The following is a 21,610-nucleotide window of genomic DNA, read 5'->3' as shown; positions in this document are numbered from 1 at the left end:
ATGAGCCAGGCGGCGCAGAATCTGAACTGGTTGATCACCAACTTCGTGGACAACACCCCTGGGGTGTCCCACACCGTGGTGGTCTCCGCCGACGGACTCCTGCTGGCGATGTCCGAAGGTTTCCCGCGGGACCGAGCCGATCAGCTGGCGGCGGTCGCCTCCGGTCTGACCTCGCTGACCGCAGGGGCGTCCCGGATCTTCGAAGGCGGCGCGGTCAACCAGACAGTGGTGGAGATGGATCGGGGCTTCCTCTTCCTCATGTCCATCTCCGACGGTTCCTCGCTTGCCGTGCTCGCACACCCGGAGGCCGACATCGGCCTGGTGGGTTACGAGATGGCTCTGCTGGTGGACCGTGCAGGCAGCGTGTTGACCCCGGACCTCCGTGCGGAGCTCCAGGGCAGTCTTCTCAATTAACAGACAGTGCGTTTCACGCCACCGCACCATAGGGTGCGGTGGCGCGGCTCCACAGGGACATGGACCGGCGACCGGCAGTCGGAGGAGGAAACGTGGCAACACCCCCGGGCGGACGCCCCTATGACGGTGCTCACCAACCGCCGGGTGATCACTCTCAGAACCGCTTCAACTTTCCCTCCGCGCCAAGCAGACAGGGCGCCCAGCAGCCCTACCAGCAGTCGCCGTACGACCCCTCGTACGACCAGCCGCAGCAGCCCCGGATCCAGCCGGTGCAGCGGCGGGCGCCGGACCCCGCGCCTACGGGCACGCACAACCCGTTGGTGCGCCCGTACGCCATGACCGGCGGCCGGACCCGGCCGCGCTACCAGCTCGCCATCGAGGCGCTGGTCAGCACCACGGCCGATCCGTCCCGGCTGCAAGGGCAGTTGCCCGAGCACCAGCGGATCTGCCGACTGTGCATCGAGATCAAGTCGGTCGCTGAGATCTCGGCACTTCTCACCATCCCCCTCGGCGTTGCCCGGATCCTTGTCGCCGACCTGGCGGAGGCCGGACTTGTCGCCATCCACCAGCCAGGCGGCGACGAGGCCGCCGGCGGCCAGCCAGCCGTGACACTGCTCGAAAGGGTGCTCAGTGGACTTCGCAAGCTCTAGCGGCGGTGCAGCCCGCTCAACCACCAGCGCGAAGATCGTGGTGGCGGGCGGCTTCGGCGTGGGCAAGACCACGTTCGTCGGCGCCGTCTCGGAGATCAACCCGCTGCGTACTGAAGCCGTCATGACGAGCGCGTCCGCAGGCATCGACGACCTGACCCACACCGGGGACAAGACGACGACCACCGTCGCCATGGACTTCGGCCGTATCACCCTGGACCAGGACCTGATCCTGTACCTGTTCGGCACGCCCGGACAGGACCGCTTCTGGTTCATGTGGGACGACCTGGTCCGCGGTGCGATCGGCGCGGTGGTGCTGGTGGACACGCGTCGTCTCGCGGACTGCTTCCCGGCGGTCGACTACTTCGAGAACAGCGGCCTGCCGTTCGTCATAGCTCTCAACGGCTTCGACGGACACCAGCCGTACAACCCGGAAGAGGTGCGGGAGGCGCTGCAGATCGGCCCCGACACCCCGATCATCACGACCGACGCCCGCCACCGCGCGGACGCCAAGAGCGCCCTGATCACGCTGGTCGAGCACGCGCTGATGGCGCGCCTGCGGTAGCCGGTGCCACGGCCACGTGTCTGTGTTGAGGACGCCCTCGTACGCCTAACGGCGCGCGGGGGCGTCCTGCTGTTGCGTCTCCCCCACCCCGCCCCTTCCCCTGCGCCGCATCATCCTCGTCTCGGACGGAGAGGACACCTGCGCACCGTCCTCCCCGTGCCAGGTCGCCCGCGAGCTGAAGGGCGCCCGGATTGACCTGATGGTGGACGCCATCGGCTGCAAGTCATCGCCGGGGCGAAGAAGGAGCTGAAGTTTCGTGGTTCCCAGTCAAGTTGACGGATGCTCATGCCCAGGCTCACCGGGCGCCCAGGCGATGGACAGAGCTGCGCCGAGGAGGGCCAGCAGTAGGCCGACGAGGAAGCCGCCGAGGTTGGACATCGGAATCGACAACAGGGCAAGCACGATCGCCGCGACACCCGCAAACACCCGCACGACGGGCTGGAACCACATGGTCAGGCCGAGCGTCACGAGGAGCACGCCGATGACCAGTGAGCCGGAGCCTGCAGTGGTGGCCATCCGGATGGTGAGTTGGCCGATCGCGAGGTCTGCGTACGGCAGATACACGATCGGCACCCCGCCCAGCATGGTCAGCAGCCCGGCCCAGAACGGCCGGCTTCCACGCCAGTCGCCGAAGTGTAGCCAGAGGCCCTTGAGGTAATGGACGTTGCGCCTTGGGGAATCGACGCTCATGGAACAGCTCCCGGGGGCCGTGCTTCTTACGGACGAAGAGAAGGGGCGGGCGCGGGAATGAGTTCTTCTCATCGGTTGCGGCGTGTCTAGAAGCACTCGTGAACGCCCTTGTGGAATCTCACGCTGCTTCCGCTGGTCCTGGTAATTCTGGCGCTCGTTGCCAGCACGATTTGCTTGGAATTGGTCACCAAAATCGAATCGGCCTCCTGCGCGGCACGGCCGGGGTCCACTTTGTCCCCTTCCCTGATGCCGGGTCCCTTTCTGCTGGTCCCGGCGGCAACACCGTTGTTTGTGTTCTTGAGCGTGATAGTGCCACTGTCACTTTGGACTGAATCGGTGTACGTGTCACGAGACATGACCTGCTTTGCGGTCACCTTTACCGTGAACGTGCCGATCAGCGGGATGTTCCGAGCGACCACGGACTGGCAAAGACCCGTGGTCTTCGACTGCTTCAGGCCCGTGACCGTAACGGGAACGATCTTCCCGTCGTATCGCCGGTCCACGGCGCTGTACTGGATCAGCCCGATACCTTCGGTGCGCTCAGCAGTTACTTTGAATTGCTGGTTGGAGACAAGGAACGACGCGGCAAGCGCGCCCTGGGCCAAGGCAACGAACAGCGCCGCGCTAGCGACGAGGCTGGGCACCATGACAACGGCAAACACCCTCCATCTAATCCTGCCATGCGTCCTGGACAAGACTCCTCCTCGTTTTTGAACGTGTGCCTCGGGCATCATCTCCGGCCTTCCACGAACTCCCCCGGGATGGGGAATCACGAGCCCTTTGGGTACTCTTGAGAAGAAACGCGCCGACCAGCTCGAAACGGAATCCGAAGACTCACTGCACTATCTGGTCTGCTGGGACAAGGAATGAGCCGAGTCGCCGGTGAGAAGTAACTCGAACATTCAGATGTTTCTTGGTCGGCTACGGGCGAGGGCATGAGAAGGATGGCGAGCGCATTTGGATGCTATACGCCGATTCGCTCGTGAACCCTTCTCGGAATGACCGCCGATCGGGTGACATGGCGGGGCCGGTGAGGCCTATTCACGGGGTCACCAGCCGTTCTTGCAGAACGGCCTTGGGGAACATCGGTACAGCGGTTATCGGTGAGATTGATCTTGCTGGCTACTCGGTCTCCGAGGACTCGAGCACTTGGGCCTGGAGACGCTTCTTGCCGTGGCAGATGTCGCGAGCGAGCTTGTGGCGGGATTCCCGGACGGTGAGCTGCTTTGTGCATCGGGCGGCGGTAGGTGTCGTCGACCGGATCGACGACGGCGAGCAGGTGCAGGGCCTTGGCGATGCGCCCGTACTCGGCGAACGCCTGTCCCAGCGGGGTCGGGTGGCCCTCGCGGCCGAACATCCGCGGCAGGTCGTGGGCGCGGACCTGGTAGGTGACAGGGAGCCGGCTACCCGCAGCACGGGCCGGGGGCGGAGCCCCGTGAGAAGACAGCAAAGACCCCAGCGCCCGTACCGGGCGCTGGGGTCTGCGTAATGCGGCAGCAGCCTCAGCCCTGCCAGCTGTGGGCCGTGCGGAAGCCCCGCTGCCGCTCAAGGCGACGCCAGCCCGCCGTGGAGCGGCCGCGGTGGGCAGCGTCGGTCTCGGACTGGGACGCCGCACGGGCAAGCAGCACCGCGGTGATCGCGGCCAGCTCCTCGGGGTCGGCGTGACCCTTCTCTACGCGCAGCAGGGAAGATGACGACTCGGCAGCAGTGCTCATGGCTTTCGGGCTCCAGTCTCGCAGGGTCACTGCGGGGGGTTGCCGTGTTTGCGGGACGGCAGGTCGGCGTGCTTTGTACGGAGCATCGCGAGAGATGCGATCAGCACCTCGCGTGTCTCGGCGGGGTCGATGACGTCGTCGACCAGGCCGCGCTCCGCCGCGTAGTACGGATGCATCAGCTCGGCCTTGTACTCCTTGACCATGCGGATACGCATGGCCTCGGGGTCCTCGGCCTCGGCGATCTGCCTGCGGAAGATGACATTGGCGGCACCCTCGGCGCCCATCACCGCAATCTCGTTGGTCGGCCAGGCGTAGGTGAGGTCCGCGCCGATGGACTGGGAGTCCATGACGATGTAGGCACCGCCGTACGCCTTGCGGAGGATCAGCGAGATCCTCGGCACCGTGGCGTTGCAGTACGCGTACAGCAGCTTCGCACCGTGCCGGATGATTCCACCGTGCTCCTGGTCGACGCCGGGCAGGAAGCCGGGCACGTCCAGAAGAGTGATGATCGGGATATTGAAAGCGTCGCACATCTGCACGAAACGTGCGGCCTTCTCGGAGGCTTCGATGTCCAGGACACCGGCCAGGGACTGCGGCTGGTTGGCGACGATGCCGACCACCTGGCCGTCGAGCCGAGCCAAGGCGCAGATGATGTTGCGGGCCCAGCGCTCGTGGATCTCGAGGTAGTCGCCCTCGTCGACGAGCTCCTCGATGACCTTGTGCATGTCGTACGGGCGGTTCCCGTCGGCCGGCACCAGGTCCAGCAGGACGTCGGAGCGCCGGTCCGCGGGGTCCTCGGCGTGGGCGACCGGCGGGTTCTCGCGGTTGTTGGAGGGGAGCATCGCCAGCAGGTAGCGCACCTCGGCGATGCAGGTCTCCTCGTCGTCGTACGCGAAGTGCGCGACGCCCGAGGTCTCGGCGTGGACGTCCGCGCCGCCCAGGCCGTTCTGGCTGATCTCCTCACCGGTGACGGCCTTGACGACGTCAGGCCCGGTGATGAACATCTGCGAGGTCTCGCGGACCATGAACACGAAGTCGGTGAGCGCCGGCGAGTACGCCGCGCCGCCCGCGCAGGGGCCGAGCATCACGCTGATCTGCGGGATGACGCCGGAGGCGCGGGTGTTGCGCTGGAAGATGCCGCCGTAGCCGGCGAGCGCGGAGACGCCCTCCTGGATACGGGCACCGGCGCCGTCGTTCAGCGAGACCAGCGGAGCCCCGGCCGAGATGGCCATGTCCATGATCTTGTGGATCTTGGTGGCGTGCGCCTCGCCGAGCGCGCCGCCGAAGATCCGGAAGTCGTGCGCGTAGACGAACACCGTGCGGCCCTCGACCGTGCCCCAGCCGGTGATGACACCGTCGGTGTACGGCTTCTTGGCCTCCAGGCCGAACCCGGTCGCCCGGTGCCGGCGCAGTTGCTCGACCTCATGGAACGATCCCTCGTCCAGCAGCAGCGCGATGCGCTCGCGGGCGGTCAGCTTGCCCTTGGCGTGCTGCGCCTGGGTCGCACGGTCGCTGGGGCCGCGGTGCGCCTCGTCGCGAAGGGCGTGCAGCTCGGCCACACGCCCGCGCGCGTCATTCGGCTCGCCGGTGGTCTCGTCCAAAACGGTCATGCATTGACCCTACGGATCCGACCAAGAAAACCCTGCCGTTGACTCCGTACAGTCTCCGGACGTTTCTCCTGTCGCCCTCTAACAGAACCATCGCGCACTGCAGCCCTAGTACCAGCTCACGGCCATCAAGCTTTGTGGAAGTTCAACAAGGCGTTCACCTGAGAGCCACCTCACAGTGGTGGCCGGCTCCAGCGGTACCTCCGGTGATTCGCAGCCGCAGCGACCGGCCGGTGGCGAGCACCTCGACGGACGCATCCTTGCTGTTCACCTTGCGCACCGGGTGGTGCCAGGTGATCTCCAGCGGGGCCCCCGTGCGCGGCGGCTCGCTGATATGAAGAGTTGCTGTGCGGTGGTTACTCCGAACGAGGGCACTCGCCGGTGCGGTCGCGGTGAGCGGGCCCACCGTACCGGGCTGCCAGAAGTTCGCGGCGGTCAGTCCCAGGGAGCGGACAGCGACCGCCTGGTATGCCTCCCTATTGGCGAGGATCTCCACCCGACGGCCGTCGCGGGCGCGCGCGGTGACGGTGCGGCGGGTCGCTCCCGGCAGCAGCAGATACGCGTACGAGGCGTCCACCGGGTCGGTGCCGTGGTCGAGCCAGAGGGTCTGGAAGCGGCGCGTGACGCGCTCGGTGGAGCTGGTGGTGTTGATGTCGCTCCAGGCGCCCGTGCGGTCCTCGCGCAGGGTGCGCAGCCGGGCGGTGCCGCCGGGGAAGATCCAGCCGCCGTGGCCTTCGAGGTGCGCCCAGCGGGAACCGAGGGTCAGGGCGTTGGTGCCGCCCTCGCCGAGGTTGCGGTTGTCGACGATCGTCTCGACGGGCACCCCGTCGCTGCTCGTGATGCCGGCGCCGAGGCAGACAACCTCGTCCTCGACGCAGAACCACGACTTACGCGCCTCAAGGGTGGAGCCGAGGCCGAGCAGATGCTGGCCGACGGCCGCGAACTCACCGTCGCTCGCCCCGCCCACCCATTTCGCCGCGGGCTTGGGCACGCCCCATTCACCGCCCGCCCGGTCGGCAAGTCGCTTGGTCGACACGGTCGTTCCGGGCAGCCGGTAGAAGTCGACGGTCGGCCAGAACCAGTCGGTGTACTGATCGCCCGCGGCCTCGCCCGGCCACCAGTAGAGCATTCCGGCTCCGGTGTGCCAGCCGCGCGGATTCTCGCCGTTGCCGCACTCGTAGTACGAGATCCGCTCCGAGGCCATGGAGATGTTCGCGGCCCAGCCGGGCCGGCGGTGCACGGCCCGGTCCATCGAGGCGAAGAGCTGGTGGCCGACCGGCTCGGGCGCGGCAGGGACGGGCGACGCGGCGACCGCGTGCAGCCGGCAGAGGTCGGCGACGCCGAACTGCCGGCCGGTGAGGATCGGCGTCACAGTGTCCCGCTCGATCCAGCCCTTGATCCGGGCGTGCCAGCGCTCCCGCTCGGCTGCGGAGGCTCCGCCCGCGAGCAGCGCGATCGCGGCGATCAGGCCCTGCCCGTGGAAGTGGTCGCTGCGCATGATCCTGCGCTCGTCGTTCTTGAGGTAACCCCGGCTGATGGCACGGCCGTTGACGCTGTCCATCATCAGCCCGTTGTGGATCAGGGGCGCGTACGCCTGCTCGACGCTGTCCAGGATGATCTGGCGGTTGGGGTCGGTGACGGCCCAAGTGGAGCCCGCGAGCAGGGCGAAGAGGCGACCGAGGCCGTCGAGCATGACCTGTCCGTACGTGCCGGAGTAGGCGACCCAGGTGTGCTGGATGAACGATCCGTCGGCGTAGAGGCCGTCGCCCTTGGTGACGTACGGGAAGACGGGCGAGAGGGCGTCCCGGGCGAGTGCGATCTTCTCCGGGGCCCTGCCGAGGACACCGCGCAGGGCGACGGAGCGGCAGAGGTCGACGCGGTTGGCGCCGGTGGATGTGCCGCTGTAGTCGCCGAGCATCGCGTCGGGGATGAAGTGGTCGACGGCGGCGAAGGCGGCGTCGCGGCGGTCCTGGGTCAGCTTGTCCTGAAGGACGGCGACGATGTCCATGAGGAGGCGGGGGCTGCCTATCTGCCACTCCCACCAGTTGCCGTAGCGGGTGGTGGAGGGGTTGTAGATCTTCGTGGCGAGGTGGTCGAGGCCGCGGATGACGTCGGCGAGGAGTCCGGTGTCGCCGGTGAGGCCGGTGCCCTGCTGCGCGTACGCCTGGGTCATGGTCCACAGGCGGCTGTAGCTCTGGGTGATGCCGGAGGGCGGGTTGAAGGTGTAGCCGGGCCACAGGGAAGTGTCGGTGGGGGCCATGGCCGCGCGGAATCGGGCGGCCAGCACGCCGGTCTCGGCGAGGCGGGATGCGTAGGGCTCCACGGCCGGGTCGTAGCCGGTCCCGAGGCTGATCTCCAGCCAGCGCAGGCGCAGTGTCTCGTACTCGTCCTGTTCGGTGGCGTGTCCCTGGGAGGGGAAGCCCAGGGTGAGAGCGCTTGCTCCCGCAGCGGCGAGGAAGATACGGCGGGACCATGCGGGCGTAAGCGGCATGGGAGCCTCCGGAAACAGAAGTGGTGTAGACCGGTTGCCCGTTGGTCTAGCAGCCCTTCGCCACACCTTCAATGGGCATGACAGGGAGAGGCAGCAAGCGCTTGCCCCTCGGTCTTCGCCTTCAGCGCGAGGGGCAGGCGCCGTTCATCAGCCGCCGCAGCGGAAGCGAGCACTCCCCCGGTCGGCGTGGTCGTTGCCGTTCCCGTCGCCGCCGTCACCGACGAGCCTCGCCCTCGGCTGCGGCGGCCGGGAGCGCGGGCCCGGCCAGGGCGAACACGGCGGACGAGGCGGCGGCGAGCGCGCACGCCGCACGGAGTCTTCGTCAACCGCCGCGCGTTAGTCCAAGTCCCCTCCGTGAACGACAACTTATGAAGCGGCGAAGAATCTGAGAGCGCTCTCAGTCACACCTCTTGACGACCGCTCCCACCGTCGCAAGAGTGGTGGACACCCCCACAAGTACAGGAGTTCATCCGTGATTTCCCGCAGAATGTTCCTGTCCGGCACCGCCGCAGCCGCGACCGCGCTCACCTACCCCGCCTGGGGAAGCGCTCTCAGCCCCCGGGCCAAGGCCGCGCCCCCCACCTGCGAACTGGCCCTGGAGAACAAGTCGTTGCCCGGTCAGGTCAGTGCCTATGTCACCGGTCACGAGCAGGGCACCGGACGCTGGGTGCTGCTCCGCCCGGGCGGCGGCGTCTACTACCCCGAATCCCCCTCCGCGCCCCAGACCCCGCTCCCCGTCGACTGCGCCATCCCGCTGCGCGCGGCGGGCGCGGGCCCGGTCGTGCTGACACTGCCTCAGATGTTCGGCGCCCGCGTCTATTTCGTACGCGACAGCAAGCTGGACTTCTTCGTGAACCCGGGTCCCGCTCTCGTCGAACCGGCCTTCGCGACCCCCTCCGACGCCAACTACGGCCGCACCTGGTCCTTCGCGGAGTTCACCTTCAACCCGACACAGCTCTACGCCAACATCAGCTATGTCGACCTGGTGACCGCCCTCCCCATCGGCCTCACGCTGACCGGCGACGCCACCCACACGGTCGCCACACTGCCGAACGGCGCGCTCCAGAAGATCGCCGACGAGCTCGTGGCCCAGGCGGGCCGCGACGGCCAGCCCTGGGACAAGCTGGTCATCCGCGGCTCGGGCGGCCAGGTCCTACGGGTCATCTCGCCACAGAATCTGATGGCGCCCTTCTTCGACCGGCCCAACGAGATGCCCTTCAGGAACGTCTTCGACAACTACATCAACCGGGTGTGGGACAAGTACCGCTCCACAGATCTGCGGATCGACCTCCAGGGCGGCCGCGGCGTACGCACGGGGCGGGTGAACGGCGACGTGCTGACCTTCACCGGCGGCCACACCTTCGCCAAGCCCACCTCGAAGGACATCTTCACCTGCAACCACGGGCCCTTCGCCAACAACCCGGGTGACCCCGACGACAAGAAGGGTCTGCTGGCCAGGCTCGCGGCCGGCTTCAACCGGACGACCCTGCTGACCCACCCCGACCAGCCGAACGGGGCGACCTCGGCCGACTACTACCGCGACCCGGCGACGAACCACTTCTCCCGGGCCGTGCACGCCAACACCCCGATCGGATATGCCTTCCCGTACGACGACGTGCGCCCGGACGGCCAGCCGGACGTCTCCGGCGCGGCGCACGACGGCAACCCGCGGCGCTTCACACTGACCGTCGGGTCCTGACCTGACGCGTGGGGGTGCCCGGCCGGCATGGGGGAACCGGCCGGGCACCCGCGCGTCCGCACCGGCTCAGCAGCCGCCGCAGTTGTAGTACGTCACGTCCCAGTGGTTTCCCTCGTCCGCGTAGATGTTGCCGGAGCCGGACCTCCACTGCGGGGCACCGTCGCCCGGACGCGCGCCAATGTAGGTGAACGTGTTCTTGATGTAGTTCCCGACGCAGGTGTACTTGCTGTAGTCGAGCTTGTAGCCGTTCCAGTGCGAGTACGTGCCGCCCGCGTGCCCGGTCTCCGTACCTCCGGTGATGTTGAGCGCACAGCCGCTCGCGCTCTTGAGGGTCTGCGCTCCCTTCGCGCTGGCGAGGTTGAGCTGCTCGAAAGACGTACACGACGGGTTGTTGCGGTCGGAGCAGCCGCCGGACGAGGACCAGGTGATCCCGGACGAGCGGAACATCGAAGTCGCAGTGGCATGGCTGATCTTGGTGACGGCGTGCGCTTCGGTCGCGCCGCTGATGACGCCGAATCCGGGGGCGAAGAGCGCGCCCGAGACGAGCGCGAGCGCGCTGAGCGCGGAGCGGACTTTCATGGCGGGGGGATCCCTCCTGCTGATGACCGTTGAGGACTGTGCGTTCCGGTGCGGACCGGTGCATTCCGGCGGTACGGCTGTGCAGGTGGAGCAAGGAGATCGTGCCCGAGTTCTACGCGCGTCCGCCAGAGGGCTGCCGCGTACCTCTGGGTGAACCCCTCGAGAAGATGTTGAATATTAAACGGAATAGGCCTATGGTGGATTCCGTTGAAGCTTAAACAACACGCCACTACGTCCCCCAAGGAGTGCGTCATGGGTCTCTTCAACCGCAAGACCGACACCGCCACCACCACTGCTGCCCCGGTCGCCGTCGGCCCGGCGCTGGCCGCCCTGACCGGCGACTACAGCATCGACCCGGCTCACAGCAGCATCGGCTTCACCGTCCGCCACGCCATGGTCACCAATGTCCGCGGCTCCTTCGGCGACTTCTCCGGCAGCCTGCACCTGAACGGCACCGACCCGCACCACTCCACCGCCGAGATCGACGTCAAGATCGCCAGCATCGACACCGGCATCGCCGACCGCGACGGCCACCTGCGCAGCGGTGACTTCTTCGAGGCCGAGCAGTACCCGCTGATGACGTTCCGCTCGACCCAGGCCGAGCAGCTCGGCGGCGACTCGTACCGCATCACGGGCGACCTGACGATCAAGGACGTCACGCGTCCGCTCGCCATCGACCTGGAGTTCAACGGCTCCGCCACCGATGTGTACGGCAACGAGCGCGTCGGCTTCGAGGGCAGCGCCGAGATCCTGCGCTCCCACTGGGGCCTGACCTGGAACGCGGCGCTGGAGACCGGCGGCGTCATGGTCAGCGACAAAGTCAAGCTGAACTTCGACATCTCCGCGATCAAGGCCGCCGCCTGACGGTCGGTCCGACCCCCCTGAGCGCGCCCGCCCTGCCGTCCCCCCACGGCCGGGGCGGGCGCTCGGTCGTGCCTCCGCGCAGACCCGTACAGCAGTTTTGTACGGCTCGTGATGGATCGTACGCGCTTCGTAGGGGGAAGAGCGTGCGCATGCACTCAGCGAAAAGGACCAAGCGGATCACCTCGTGGCACGTGATCGGCGCACAACTCGCGGTCTTCCGCAGGGAAGCCCGGCTGACCCAGGCCGGGCTGGCGGACGCGGTCGGCATGCACGAGGAGACCGTCGCCTCGATCGAGCAGGGCCGCAGACCGCTCAAGCTGGATTTCGCGATCAGGCTCGACGAAATGCTCGACACGAAGAGGGCGTTGCAGACCGCTGTCGAGAAGGTGCCGGAGCGGGAGCGGTTCCCCGCGTTCGCGCAAGACTTCGTCGATCACGAGCAGGAGGCGCTGACTCTGCTCTCTTACCAGACCCAGGCGGTGCCCGGCCTCCTCCAGACCGAGGAGTACGCGCGGGCGGTGTTCTCCTGCCTCTATCCGCCCTTGGACGAGGAGCAGTTGGAGGAGTGGGTCCAGGCCCGGCTGGTCCGGCAGAAGATCTTCGAGCGCAAGCCCCGGCCGATGGTGAACTTCCTGCTGGAGGAGTCCATCCTGCACCGGCCCATCGGTGGGCGGCAGGTGCTGCGCGTACAGAACCAGCATCTGCGGCGCTGCGCCGAACTCCCCTTCTTAGGTCTTCAGATCATGCCGACCGACCGGGAGACACACGCCGGTCTCGCAGGTCCGATGGTGCTGCTGGAGACCCCCGACCACGATCAACTCGCCTATATCGAGGGGCAGCACATCAGCTTCCTCGTCGATGATCCCGACCAGGTCAGTATGTACCAGCAGAAATATGGGATGCTGCGTTCGCAGGCCCTCTCCCCCGCGGAGAGCATGGGCCTGCTGGACGATCTGCTAGGAGAGTCATGAACTGGTTCAAGTCCAGTTACAGCGGCAGCGCGGGCGGGGACTGCGTCGAAGTCGCCTACGACTGGCGGAAGTCGAGCTACAGCAGCGACGCCGGCGGCGACTGCGTCGAGGTGGCCGCTCACCCCCTCGCCGTCCACATCCGCGACTCCAAGAACCCCACGGGACCCGTCCTCACCGTCGCCCCGGACGCCTGGGCCGCCTTCGTCGCCGAGCGCTGACTAGGGAGACAGGGCGGTGCCGAGGGAGTCGGCGCCCATGAACTTCGGCGCGCCCTTCTCGTAGAAGACGTCCAGAGCCGTGATCGTGAACCCGGCGGTCGTCAGCATGTCGACGGTCTGCCGGGTGAGGTGACACCCGCCGAAGAGCCGTTTCTCCATCGGCTCGAGCCGTCGTTGCCAGCGGCGCACGTTCTCGTCCTCTTCCGGGGCCAACCCGTGCTCCAGGAAGTGCAGGGTCCCTCCGGGCTTGAGGACGCGCCGCACCTCGCGCAGGGCGGCATTGGCATCGGGGATGGTGCACAGCGTCCAGGTGGACAGTGCGGCGTCAAAGCTGTCGTCCTGGAACGGCAACGACTGGCCGTCCAGACCGGCGCGCCGCACCGGAACGCTTGACGCCCTGACGCGTTCGGCGGCAAGTGTCCATCCGACGTCGGAGGGCTCGATCGCGGTCACGCCGGTGACGGCCTCCGGGTAGAAGGGAACGTTGTGCCCTGAACCGAATCCGATCTCGACGACTTCGCCCGTCAGGCCCTCGCAGACTCGGCGTCGCAGCGGTCCGACCGCCTTGACGCCGCAGGCGACGTTGACAATCCGCGGCACGACCCGCTCGGCGTAGAAGCCCACTAGAAGCCGCCACCTCCGTCGAAGCCGCCACCGCCGCCGAAGTCTCCGCCGCCGCCCCAGCCCCCTCCTCCGTCGAAGTCGGAGGAGTTGAAGTCGGCACCGGAGTAGTCGCCGCCGCTGAACTCACCGCCGCCGTACTCCGCCCCGTATGCCGGACTGGCGAGCATGTTGCCCAGCAACGTGCCCACCAGCAGGCCCGGCAGCAGGCCGCCGCCGAAGTAGCCGCCAGCCCAGGGGCCGTACGCCGGACCCGCCTCCCAGTACGGGCGGCGGCCGGATTCCGTCTCGACCATGCGGCCCATCGGGTCCTGACCGTCCTCGAGACGGGCCTTGTCGGCGGCGCAGACCGGGACCTCGCGGGACATGGCGCCCGCCGGGGACCAAGTCATGTCGGCGACCGAAAGCCCGTGGCGCGGGTCGAAGAAGCAGGGCGGGCGGCGCTCCGGCACGGGTTGGCCCGTACGGCGTGCGTCCAGGGCCGCCAGCGAGTACCGGCCGTCCTCCAGGGCCTGCGTGACCGCGCGTACGTCACTGGGGTGCTCGGCCGACCCCATCAGCGATTTCGCCCTGTCGTACGAGTCGAGTGCGCGCTCGTATTCCGCGCGCATGGCGTCGTCCGCGCCCTTCTCCGAGGGGTGGAAGTCCAGCCGGTCCAGCTCCTCGCCGAACGCGGTGATGTCCTCGTCGACGACCACGCGCAGCTTGTCGAGGGCGGCTCGCTCCGCCTCCTCCCGCTTGCGGCGGTTGCGGCGGATCACGCTGTACACGCTCGCGCCGCCGGCGGCGGCGACCGCGCCGACCGCGATCAGACCGGCGGTGTTCACGCCTTCGTCCGGGGCCGAGCCCCAGGAGGAGGGGGCGCTGCCGCGCAGCTGGGGCAGTGCCTGGTCGACGAAGTTGTTCAGCTGGGTGGCGGCGTCGGCGCCGGGGGGCGTCTTGACCGCGGTGACCAGGTTCTGTACGGCCTGGTTGGTCATGACGCTACGGTCGGCGCCCGCGTTGAAGCCGTCGCCGAGGCGGATGGCGTACAGCCCTGTGATGCCGGTCTCGGTGCGGAGGTTCTGCATGACCGTGTTCGGCGGGAACTCCGCCGTCCCGGCGGGCAGGACGGCCACGAAGAGCGGCTTGTCCGCGTCCTTGATCTTCTTCGCGAGTGAGTCCGCTTCGGCGCTGGAAAGCTGGCCGGCGGCGCGCGGATCGACGTAGACGGGGCTCTGCTTCAGGGCTTCGGCCACAGTTTCGGGGCCGGTGGCTGCTTGGGCTCCGGGGGCCGCGACGAGGGCGGTGGCCGAGAAGGCGAGCAGCAGACCGGACAGTGCGGTGAGCAGCCTGGTCTTCATACCTTGACGCTACCTGAATGGGTGCGAATTCGGACAAGCGGCGAGGTTCAAGAACCGGGGCTCCGCCCCGGACCCCCGCGCCTCAGTCGCCGGCGAGGCTGAACATTCGGCCCTGACCGGGGCTCCGCCCCGAACCCCGCTCCTCAATCGCCGGAGGGGCTTGAATTCGGGGCTCCGCCCCGGGCCCCGCGCCTCAATCGCCGGACGGGCTCCATTGGAGCCCGTCCGGCGATTGAGGACAACGCCCGAAGGGCGTTACCGGGGTCGAGCCCCAAGTCGGGACGGGGATCACGCCAGTCGATACGCCGACGTCAGCCTCGCCACCGCCCCCGTAAGCTCCCCCCTCAGCAGCAACTGGTCCGCCTCCGCGAACGGCTTCGCCGACGCCGCCGTCACGTGCTGGCCGATCTTCGCCTGGACCATCAGCCGGGCCTGCGAGACCAGCGCCCTGGCCTCCGGGGAGTCCGCCCGGCCCGCCGACTCGAGGATCTTCGCCGTGAGGGCGATGGCCTTGAGCGTGAGTTCACCGCCCGACGGCGGCCTGGTCAGCGTGGTCAGGCCCCAGCCGTACGGGTACTGCGGGTCGTACGTCTTGTCCCCGACGTTGACCGGCAGCTGTGCCTGGGACTTCGGCCAGGTCACCGGGAGCTGGCCGGTGAAGGCCCGCTTGCCGTAGAGGACGTCGGCCACACCGTCGCCCTCCGTGCCCGGCAGCCAGGAGGCGACGAGCGCGTCGATGTCGCCGAGGCGGTCGCCGATGAGCTGCGGGCGGCCGGAGACGATCAGCACCGCGCACTTCATCGCGGCGCAGACCTTGTCGACGGCGGCTTTGTCGGCGGCGGTCAGCTCCAGGTCGTTGCCGTTGCCGACGTCGCCGAAGCCCTCGGCGTACGGGGTCTCGCCGATCACGACCACGCCGACGTCATGGCCCTCGGTGGGCGCGGACGCGTCCTTGGAGTAGGTGAGGGCCGCCTCGGGGGCGGCCTTCTTCATGCCCTCCAGGATGGTCGTGCCGGTCGTGATCTTTCCGGAAGAGCCCTGCCAGCTGATGGTCCAGCCGCCTGCCTGGTTGCCGAGGTCGTCGGCGTTGGACCCCGCGACGTACACCTTCTGAGACGGCTTGAGCGGCAGTACCGCGCTGTCGTTCTTCAGCAGGACCTGGGACTTGGCGGCGGCCTCGCGGGCGACCGCGCGGTGTTCGGCCGAGCCGATCTTCGACAGGTTGGAGGTGTCCGCGTACGGCTTCTCGAAGAGGCCCAGGGCGAACTTCTGGGTCAGGATCCGGGAGACCGCGTCGTCGATCCGGGCCTCGCTGATGCGGCCCGCCTTCACCTCGTCCTGCAGCGTCTTGTGGAAGTCCGGGTAGGCCGTCGGGACCATGATCATGTCGAGGCCCGCGTTGATCCCCGTACGGACGTCGCTCGGGTAGTCGCCGGGGATCTGGTCGATGGCCTGCCAGTCGCTGATCACGAAGCCCTTGAAGCCCATGCGGTCCTTCAATACACCGTTGATCATGGCCGCGTTGGCGTGCATCTTCACCGGGCCCTCGGCGTCGCCGAGGATGTCCAGCGAGGAGTACGAGGGCATGACCGTGCCGGCGCCGCGCTTGACGGCTTCGGCGAAGGGCGCGAGGTGTACTGCCTCCAGCTCCTGCCGGGTGACCTTGGTGATGCCCTGGTCGATCGTGTACGAGCCGGTGGAGGACGAGCCGAATTCCGTGCCGCCGTCGCCGACGAAGTGCTTGGCGCTGGCCAGCACCTTGTCGTTGCGGTCGAGGTCCTTGCCGGACGGGGAACCCTGCATGCCGCGGATCACCGTCTCCATGGCGGTGACCAGGGCCGGGTCCTCGCCGAAAGCCTCGTAGGAGCGGCCCCAGCGCTCGTCGCGGGTGACGCAGAGGCAGGGCGCGAAGTCCCACGGAATGCCGGTGGCGCGTACTTCCTTTGCTGTCACCGCGCCGGTCTTCTGAGCGACGGACGGGTCACGGGTGGCTCCGATGCCGATGTTGTGCGGCATGATCGTCGACCCGATGACGTTGTTGTGGCCGTGCACCGCGTCCACGCCGTAGATCAGCGGGATCTGGAACCGGGTTGCCTGGGCGCGCAGTTGGTACGCGTCGACCATCTTGGCCCAGGCCTCGGGGGCGTTGGGGGTGGGGACCGAGCCGCCGCCGGAGAGCAGCGAGCCGAGGTCGTAACTCGCGATGTCACCCTGGGACTTGAGCGCGTTGCGCTCGGCCTGGGTCATCTGGCCGGCCTTCTCCGCGAGGGACATCCGGGAGAGAAGGTCGGCGACGCGCTTCTTCACCGGGAGCCTGGCGTCGAGGTACGGCAGGCCGTGGGCGTCCACGACGACCTGCGGAGTCTCGGCCGGGGGCTTCGCGCCGGTGACGGTGAGCCCCAGCGGGATCGTCTCGGCGGACTCGGCCGTGCGGTCCTTCTTGGTGGCGACGGCGACGGTCCTGGAGGTTCCGGAGGCCGTACCGGCCGGGAAGGTGACGGTGCCGGAGACGGGCTCGTAGTCCTTGCCCGACTCGGCGGTACCGCCCTCGGACTTGTACGCGACAGTCACGGGCTCGTCGATCGGGCCCGAGCCGGTGGTGGCGACGGAGATCTTCACCTGGGCCGTGCCGCCCTCGTCGACCGGGTACACGGCGGCGTCGGTGACGACCTTCGCCTTCAGTGCCGGGTCGGCCTTTCCGTACAGTTCGACGCCGTCCATGGCGAACTTGCCGGGCGCGCCGGGCGGCAGGGTGAGGGCGTACCCCCACATCTCGTTCAGGCCGAGGATCTGGTCGATACCGCCGACAGGCTGGTAGTCCGCGCGGTACTGGAAGTCGGCGAAGGGGATCTCGACGAGGTGCCAGCCCTCCCAGTCGTCGGTGAAGGACGTGGTCCACAGCTCGGAGGCTTCGCCGTTGGCGCCGCCGTCCTTGAGCTCGAAGTTGATGCGCTTGCCGGAACCGGGCGGGAGGGGTGCGGTGTTCTGGCCGTACCACCAGAAGCGGATGCCCTTGTGCGCGGTCCAGTCGTGGGCGGGCTTGTCGAAGGCGAAGTCGTGGGTGAGTCCGCCCCAGCCGCTGATGTCGTAGGCGCCTTCGAGGACCTTGCTGCCTTCGGGGGCGTCGGCGCGCTCCTTGAGCTCCAGTTTCGGCTGGTCGTCGGCGTCGCTGCCCCAGGTGAAGATGCCTTCGGCCGGGGGGCCCGCGAAGGGGATCTCACCCTCGAAGCGGTCCACGAGGACGGGCGCGGGGTCGTCGGCGGCGGCGCCGGGGGCGGCGCCGGCGAGCAGGCCGGTGAGTACGGCGGTCGCGGCGAGCACCGCCGTACCTGTTCTCGTTCTCAGGCGGGTGCGTGGCATTGCGGCTCCTTCGGTACGGACGGGTACTGCGGAGGTCACGACGCGGGTGCGGAACGCCGGACGATCAATTCGGTGGGCAGGACGACGGGTTCGTCGGGGGCCGGGGTGCCGCTCAGGTGTGCGAGGAGCATCCGCGCCGCCGTCTCGCCCATCTCCCGCATGGGCTGGCGGACGGTGGTCAGCGGCGGCTCGGTGTGCTGGGCCATGGGTATGTCGTCGAAACCGACCACGGCGATGTCGTCCGGCACGGTCCGACCTGCCGCGCGCAGCGCCCGCAGCGCGCCCGCGGCGCTGAGGTCGTTGTGCGCGAAGACCGAGTCGAAAGGCGTGCCGCCGGCGAGTGCCCGCTCGACCGCGAGCCGACCGGAGGCCTCGGTGAAGTCCCCCTCGGCGATCAGGCCGGTCGGCAGGACGTCGAGGAAGCCTGCCAACCGGTCGCGTACGCAGCCGAAGTGGCGGCGGCCGGTGACGACGAGCGGGCGGGTGCGGCCCGCGGCGATCAGATGGCGGGCGGCGGAGGCTCCGCCTTCGCGGTTGGTGGTCGCGACGGACGGGAACTCCGGGTGGTGACCGCGGTCGTCGATCAACACGACCGGGAGGCCCTTGCGGTGCATGGCGGTGATCGTGTCGAGGGTGTTCTCGGGTTCGACCAGGAGCAGTCCGTCGAAGGCACGGGCCGAGACCTGGCTGGTGAAGTGCTCCACGGACTCGGCGCCGCGGTTGCAGGTGAAGAGCAGCAGCCCGTATCCGGCGGCCTCGACGGTGTCGACGACTCCCTGGAGGACTTCGCTCATCCACGGCCAGTTGAGCGGGGGCGTGAGCATGCCGACCGTACGGCTGCTGCCGCGGGCCAGGCCGACGGCACCGCTGCTGGGCACATAGCCGAGGCTTGCGATCACTTCACGAACACGGGCGGCCGTGCCGGAGTCCACCTCGCCCTTAGTGTTCAGGACGCGGGACACGGTGGTCTTGCTGACCCCTGCCTCACGTGCGACGTCGGCGATCGTGACTCGCATCGGGGGCCTCCGCGCCGAGGTTTTGGGCAGGTGTCGGAACCGGTCCCGGAACCGGTCCCGGGGTCTGGGCGGTGAGTTAACCCCTGGGGAAGAGTGCCGTCAATACTTCACGCCTACATTGGACAGATCCCAACTCCCGGGCGGATCTTGGCCGTTATGCGTTCAGATCCTGAATGCGCAGACCCTTGACGGCCGTACCCGACGGCAGTTCACCTGTTTCTGTCGAGGATGCGCCGGCGTTTGCGCCGGGAGGAATCGACTCCCGCCCCTGCGACGCGGAGCGTCGCCGCATCCCCGATCTGCACGGGCACGGAGCGTCCGCCACCACTGCCCCAGTGGGGCCGGGCGCGGCGAACGTCTGTTCTGGAAGTCGCTGAATCGCGTGTGGATATACGGGACTCGTGTATTTGTGTGACGGCCGGTTCTAGGGTCGGTTCTCATGAAGCTGGTGGTGCAGGTGAAGCTGCTGCCGTCGCCCGAGCAGGCGGCGGCGCTGGAGGCGAGCCTGCGCGCCTGCAACCGAGCCGCCACGTATGTAAGCATCTCGCCTACAAGGCCCGACGGGCCGGGGTGCCGTTCCTTGAGGTGGATGCCGCCTACACCTCGCAGCGCTGTCCGCGCTGCGGGCACACCGAGAAGGCCAACCGGCCTGCTCGGGACCACTTTTCGTGTCGTCGGTGCGGGCTCGCTGGGCCCGCCGACGTCGTCGCCGGGGTCAACGTAGGCGATCGCGCACGCTCGGCGTGGGCATTCGTCACCATGCCCGTCCCCGCCCCGACGTAGCCGTGCGCGAGGAGATGCGACCCGTGACCGTCCTGCCGTAGGGGACAGTCGGGAGCGCGACAAGGTGTGAACGCAACCGAACACACAAGCTCGGCCGTTCACGGCCGAGAAGGTGACTCACGCCTCGTCCCCCAGAGAGAGCCCAGCCCATGGCACGCCCCGCGAAGGTCCAGCTGTACGGGTGCAACGGCTCGGGCGCGCAGCAGTGGCGGTGGCAGGCGTCTACCGGCGACCTGGTGAACGCCCCGGCCGACAAGTGCCTCGACGTGACCGACCATTCGTCAGCGAACGGGGCCCGGGCGCAGATCTGGTCGTGCACCGGAGCCGCCAACCAGAAGTGGCGGCTCCAGGCCTGACCCGCGTGGGCGGCTACTCGGCCGGTTCGACGCCGGCGCGCAGCAGACCGTAGGTGTAAGCGTCCTCCAGGGCCTGCCAGGAGGCGGCGATGACATTTTCGGCGACGCCGACGGTGGCCCATTCGCCGCTTCCGTCGCCCGTCGTGATCAGCACGCGAGTGGTGGACTCGGTGCCGTGGCGGCCTTCGAGGATGCGGACCTTGTAGTCGACCAGCTCCAGCTTGGCGAGCTGCGGGTAGATCTTCTCCAGGCCGACCCGCATCGCCCGGTCCAGCGCGTTGACCGGGCCGTTGCCCTCGGCGGTGGCGACGATGCGCTCGCCCTTGGCCCACAGCTTCACGGTGGCTTCGTTGGCGTGGGTGCCGTCGGGGCGGTCCTCGACAATCGCCCGCCAGGATTCCGTACGGAAGTAACGGCGGGGCCGGCCCTCGGCCTCGGCGCGCAGCAGCAGCTCGAAGGAGGCGTCGGCAGCCTCGTACGTGTAGCCCTTGAGCTCGCGCTCCTTGACCCGCTCGACGACCCGCCCGACGAGCTCGCGGTCGCCGCCGAGGTCGATGCCGAGCTCCTTGCCCTTGAGCTCGATGGAGGCACGGCCCGCCATGTCGGAGACGAGCATCCGCATGGTGTTGCCGACCTGCTCGGGGTCGATGTGCTGGTACAGATCGGGGTCGACCTTGATGGCGGAGGCGTGCAGCCCGGCCTTGTGGGCGAAGGCGGATACACCCACATAGGGCTGGTGGGTGGAGGGCGTCAGGTTGACGACCTCGGCGATCGCGTGCGAGATCCGGGTCATGTCGGCCAGCGCGCCCTCGGGGAGCACCTTCTTGGCGTACTTGAGCTCCAGGGCGGCCACGACCGGGAAGAGGTTGGCGTTGCCGACGCGCTCGCCGTAGCCATTGGCGGTGCACTGGACGTGGGTGGCGCCCGCGTCGACCGCGGCCAGGGTGTTGGCGACGGCGCAGCCCGTGTCGTCCTGGGCGTGGATGCCCAGGCGCGCGCCGGTGTCGGCGAGGACGGTGGCGACGACGGCCTGGATCTGGGCGGGCAGCATCCCGCCATTGGTGTCGCACAGCACGACGACGTCGGCGCCGGCGCCGGCCGCCGTGCGCACGACGGACTTGGCGTACTCCGGATTGGCGCGGTAGCCGTCGAAGAAGTGCTCGCAGTCCACGAACACCCGGCGGCCCTGTTCGCGCAGGTAGGAGACAGTGTCGCGGACCATCTCCAGGTTCTCCTCGAGCGTGGTCCGCAGGGCCAGCTCCACATGCCGGTCGTGCGATTTGGCGACCAGCGTGATCACCGGGGCGCCCGCTTCGAGGAGGGCTCTGACCTGGGGGTCTTCGGCTGCCTTGGCACCGGGTCGGCGGGTGGCGCCGAAGGCGACGAGCTGGGCGTGCTTGAAGGTGATCTCCTGCTGGGCACGGGAGAAGAACTCCGTGTCCCGCGGATTGGCGCCGGGCCAGCCGCCCTCGATGAACCCCACGCCGAAGTCGTCCAGGTGCCGGGCGATGGTCAGCTTGTCCGCGACGGTGAGGTTGATGCCCTCGCGCTGGGCTCCGTCGCGCAGCGTCGTGTCGAAGACATGAAAGCTGTCGTCGGTCTCCGTGGTCATGGCTGAATTGACTCCTGTCGGATTCGTGGCTCCGGAAATGCTGGCTCCACTTGCCCCCA

The 21,610-nt window shown here is 68.4% G+C and carries 19 protein-coding genes and 2 pseudogenes; 9 read left to right on the top strand and 12 right to left on the bottom strand.

The genetic code is table 11. The features are described from left to right. The 3 genes from ACH492_RS10010 (at nt 1) to ACH492_RS10000 (ending at nt 1,626) form a co-directional block, all read left to right on the top strand. Nucleotides 1–414 (top strand): roadblock/LC7 domain-containing protein, encoded by a 414-nt coding sequence (locus tag ACH492_RS10010; RefSeq protein ID WP_307665799.1) that lies wholly within the window; start codon nt 1–3, stop codon nt 412–414. Between the two features lie 92 nt (nt 415–506). After that, nucleotides 507–1,064: a DUF742 domain-containing protein gene (locus tag ACH492_RS10005; protein WP_398984657.1), complete on the top strand. Its 558-nt coding sequence runs from the start codon at nt 507–509 to the stop codon at nt 1,062–1,064. Beyond that, entirely contained in the window at nt 1,045–1,626 is a 582-nt protein-coding gene (locus tag ACH492_RS10000; RefSeq protein WP_050791473.1) for an ATP/GTP-binding protein, read from the top strand. Before ACH492_RS10005 ends, ACH492_RS10000 begins: the two co-directional genes overlap by 20 nt. A 267-nt stretch (nt 1,627–1,893) precedes the next feature. On the opposite strand, the gene ACH492_RS09995 is transcribed toward ACH492_RS10000, so the two are convergent. The 6 genes and pseudogenes from ACH492_RS09995 to ACH492_RS09970 all read right to left on the bottom strand — a co-directional run bounded on the left by ACH492_RS09995 (nt 1,894) and on the right by ACH492_RS09970 (nt 8,129). Next, a complete protein-coding gene (locus tag ACH492_RS09995) occupies nt 1,894–2,316 on the bottom strand; it encodes a DUF6114 domain-containing protein (protein WP_398984655.1) in 423 nt (140 codons plus the stop codon). A gap of 86 nt (nt 2,317–2,402) precedes the next feature. Next, nucleotides 2,403–2,978 carry a DUF6230 family protein gene (locus ACH492_RS09990; RefSeq protein ID WP_398984653.1) on the bottom strand — a complete coding sequence of 192 codons (576 nt, stop codon included), beginning with the start codon at nt 2,976–2,978 and terminating at the stop codon, nt 2,403–2,405. A 502-nt stretch (nt 2,979–3,480) separates the two neighbouring features. Next, a pseudogene (locus tag ACH492_RS09985) lies at nt 3,481–3,709 on the bottom strand (Tn3 family transposase); the annotation flags it as partial. A 109-nt stretch (nt 3,710–3,818) separates the two neighbouring features. Then, on the bottom strand, nt 3,819–4,031 hold the full coding sequence (locus ACH492_RS09980) for an acyl-CoA carboxylase subunit epsilon (RefSeq protein WP_356223657.1): 213 nt from the start codon (nt 4,029–4,031) through the stop codon (nt 3,819–3,821). 26 nt (nt 4,032–4,057) lie between these two features. Further along, nucleotides 4,058–5,641 (bottom strand): acyl-CoA carboxylase subunit beta, encoded by a 1,584-nt coding sequence (locus ACH492_RS09975; RefSeq protein ID WP_398984651.1) that lies wholly within the window; start codon nt 5,639–5,641, stop codon nt 4,058–4,060. 154 nt (nt 5,642–5,795) lie between these two features. Further along, the gene (locus ACH492_RS09970; RefSeq protein ID WP_398984649.1) at nt 5,796–8,129 is read right to left on the bottom strand and encodes a polysaccharide lyase 8 family protein; all 2,334 of its coding nucleotides are present in this window, start codon (nt 8,127–8,129) and stop codon (nt 5,796–5,798) included. Nucleotides 8,130–8,616: 487 nt separating this feature from the next. Here ACH492_RS09970 and ACH492_RS09965 point away from each other — a divergent pair, with 487 nt between their 5' ends. After that, a complete protein-coding gene (locus ACH492_RS09965; RefSeq protein ID WP_398984830.1) occupies nt 8,617–9,828 on the top strand; it encodes a glycoside hydrolase family 64 protein in 1,212 nt (403 codons plus the stop codon). 66 nt (nt 9,829–9,894) lie between these two features. Here the strand turns inward: ACH492_RS09965 and ACH492_RS09960 are convergent, their stop codons facing one another. Next, entirely contained in the window at nt 9,895–10,407 is a 513-nt protein-coding gene (locus tag ACH492_RS09960; protein WP_398984647.1) for a hypothetical protein, read from the bottom strand. 252 nt (nt 10,408–10,659) lie between these two features. On the opposite strand from ACH492_RS09960, the gene ACH492_RS09955 reads away from it, so the two are divergent. The 3 genes from ACH492_RS09955 (at nt 10,660) to ACH492_RS09945 (ending at nt 12,460) form a co-directional block, all read left to right on the top strand. Then, nucleotides 10,660–11,271: a YceI family protein gene (locus tag ACH492_RS09955; RefSeq protein ID WP_398984645.1), complete on the top strand. Its 612-nt coding sequence runs from the start codon at nt 10,660–10,662 to the stop codon at nt 11,269–11,271. 149 nt (nt 11,272–11,420) lie between these two features. Next, the gene (locus ACH492_RS09950) at nt 11,421–12,242 is read left to right on the top strand and encodes a Scr1 family TA system antitoxin-like transcriptional regulator (protein WP_398984643.1); all 822 of its coding nucleotides are present in this window, start codon (nt 11,421–11,423) and stop codon (nt 12,240–12,242) included. Continuing rightward, nucleotides 12,239–12,460: a DUF397 domain-containing protein gene (locus ACH492_RS09945; RefSeq protein ID WP_398984641.1), complete on the top strand. Its 222-nt coding sequence runs from the start codon at nt 12,239–12,241 to the stop codon at nt 12,458–12,460. Before ACH492_RS09950 ends, ACH492_RS09945 begins: the two co-directional genes overlap by 4 nt. On the opposite strand, the gene ACH492_RS09940 is transcribed toward ACH492_RS09945, so the two are convergent. From ACH492_RS09940 to ACH492_RS09925, 4 genes are all read right to left on the bottom strand, one after another. Further along, a complete protein-coding gene (locus ACH492_RS09940; RefSeq protein ID WP_398984639.1) occupies nt 12,461–13,084 on the bottom strand; it encodes a class I SAM-dependent methyltransferase in 624 nt (207 codons plus the stop codon). Beyond that, nucleotides 13,084–14,424 (bottom strand): hypothetical protein, encoded by a 1,341-nt coding sequence (locus ACH492_RS09935; RefSeq protein ID WP_398984637.1) that lies wholly within the window; start codon nt 14,422–14,424, stop codon nt 13,084–13,086. Before ACH492_RS09935 ends, ACH492_RS09940 begins: the two co-directional genes overlap by 1 nt. Nucleotides 14,425–14,712: 288 nt before the next feature. After that, the gene (locus ACH492_RS09930) at nt 14,713–17,784 is read right to left on the bottom strand and encodes a glycoside hydrolase family 3 protein (protein ID WP_398984635.1); all 3,072 of its coding nucleotides are present in this window, start codon (nt 17,782–17,784) and stop codon (nt 14,713–14,715) included. A 35-nt stretch (nt 17,785–17,819) separates the two neighbouring features. Then, entirely contained in the window at nt 17,820–18,800 is a 981-nt protein-coding gene (locus ACH492_RS09925; RefSeq protein ID WP_398984633.1) for a LacI family DNA-binding transcriptional regulator, read from the bottom strand. A 228-nt stretch (nt 18,801–19,028) separates the two neighbouring features. Here ACH492_RS09925 and ACH492_RS09920 point away from each other — a divergent pair, with 228 nt between their 5' ends. Then, a complete protein-coding gene (locus tag ACH492_RS09920; RefSeq protein ID WP_398984631.1) occupies nt 19,029–19,583 on the top strand; it encodes a zinc ribbon domain-containing protein in 555 nt (184 codons plus the stop codon). A 161-nt stretch (nt 19,584–19,744) separates the two neighbouring features. After that, nucleotides 19,745–19,939: pseudogene (locus tag ACH492_RS09915) on the top strand (ricin-type beta-trefoil lectin domain protein); the annotation flags it as partial. 13 nt (nt 19,940–19,952) lie between these two features. Here the strand turns inward: ACH492_RS09915 and cimA are convergent. Then, nucleotides 19,953–21,551, bottom strand: a complete 1,599-nt coding sequence (gene cimA, locus ACH492_RS09910; RefSeq protein WP_398984629.1) for a citramalate synthase — start codon at nt 21,549–21,551, stop codon at nt 19,953–19,955. Nucleotides 21,552–21,610 lie beyond the last annotated feature (59 nt).

This window comes from Streptomyces sp. NPDC019443 (assembly GCF_044389785.1).
GTDB lineage: Bacteria > Actinomycetota > Actinomycetes > Streptomycetales > Streptomycetaceae > Streptomyces.
Note: the sequence above shows the minus strand (reverse complement) of the source record. Positions and strands in the feature narration are given on the sequence as shown.

Bases quoted from the DNA above. Each gene is read 5' to 3' on its own strand.
- ACH492_RS09930 (WP_398984635.1), bottom strand. From the start codon at position 17,784: ATGCCACGCACCCGCCTGAGAACGAGAACAGGTACGGCGGTGCTCGCC.
- ACH492_RS09965 (WP_398984830.1), top strand. From the start codon at position 8,617: ATGTTCCTGTCCGGCACCGCCGCAGCCGCGACCGCGCTCACCTACCCC.
- ACH492_RS09920 (WP_398984631.1), top strand. From the start codon at position 19,029: ATGCGCCGGCGTTTGCGCCGGGAGGAATCGACTCCCGCCCCTGCGACG.
- cimA (WP_398984629.1), bottom strand. From the start codon at position 21,551: ATGACCACGGAGACCGACGACAGCTTTCATGTCTTCGACACGACGCTG.
- ACH492_RS09960 (WP_398984647.1), bottom strand. From the start codon at position 10,407: ATGAAAGTCCGCTCCGCGCTCAGCGCGCTCGCGCTCGTCTCGGGCGCG.
- ACH492_RS09970 (WP_398984649.1), bottom strand. From the start codon at position 8,129: ATGCCGCTTACGCCCGCATGGTCCCGCCGTATCTTCCTCGCCGCTGCG.
- ACH492_RS09995 (WP_398984655.1), bottom strand. From the start codon at position 2,316: ATGAGCGTCGATTCCCCAAGGCGCAACGTCCATTACCTCAAGGGCCTC.
- ACH492_RS09925 (WP_398984633.1), bottom strand. From the start codon at position 18,800: ATGCGAGTCACGATCGCCGACGTCGCACGTGAGGCAGGGGTCAGCAAG.
- ACH492_RS09950 (WP_398984643.1), top strand. From the start codon at position 11,421: ATGCACTCAGCGAAAAGGACCAAGCGGATCACCTCGTGGCACGTGATC.
- ACH492_RS09945 (WP_398984641.1), top strand. From the start codon at position 12,239: ATGAACTGGTTCAAGTCCAGTTACAGCGGCAGCGCGGGCGGGGACTGC.
- ACH492_RS09975 (WP_398984651.1), bottom strand. From the start codon at position 5,641: ATGACCGTTTTGGACGAGACCACCGGCGAGCCGAATGACGCGCGCGGG.
- ACH492_RS09935 (WP_398984637.1), bottom strand. From the start codon at position 14,424: ATGAAGACCAGGCTGCTCACCGCACTGTCCGGTCTGCTGCTCGCCTTC.
- ACH492_RS09980 (WP_356223657.1), bottom strand. From the start codon at position 4,031: ATGAGCACTGCTGCCGAGTCGTCATCTTCCCTGCTGCGCGTAGAGAAG.
- ACH492_RS10010 (WP_307665799.1), top strand. From the start codon at position 1: ATGAGCCAGGCGGCGCAGAATCTGAACTGGTTGATCACCAACTTCGTG.
- ACH492_RS09955 (WP_398984645.1), top strand. From the start codon at position 10,660: ATGGGTCTCTTCAACCGCAAGACCGACACCGCCACCACCACTGCTGCC.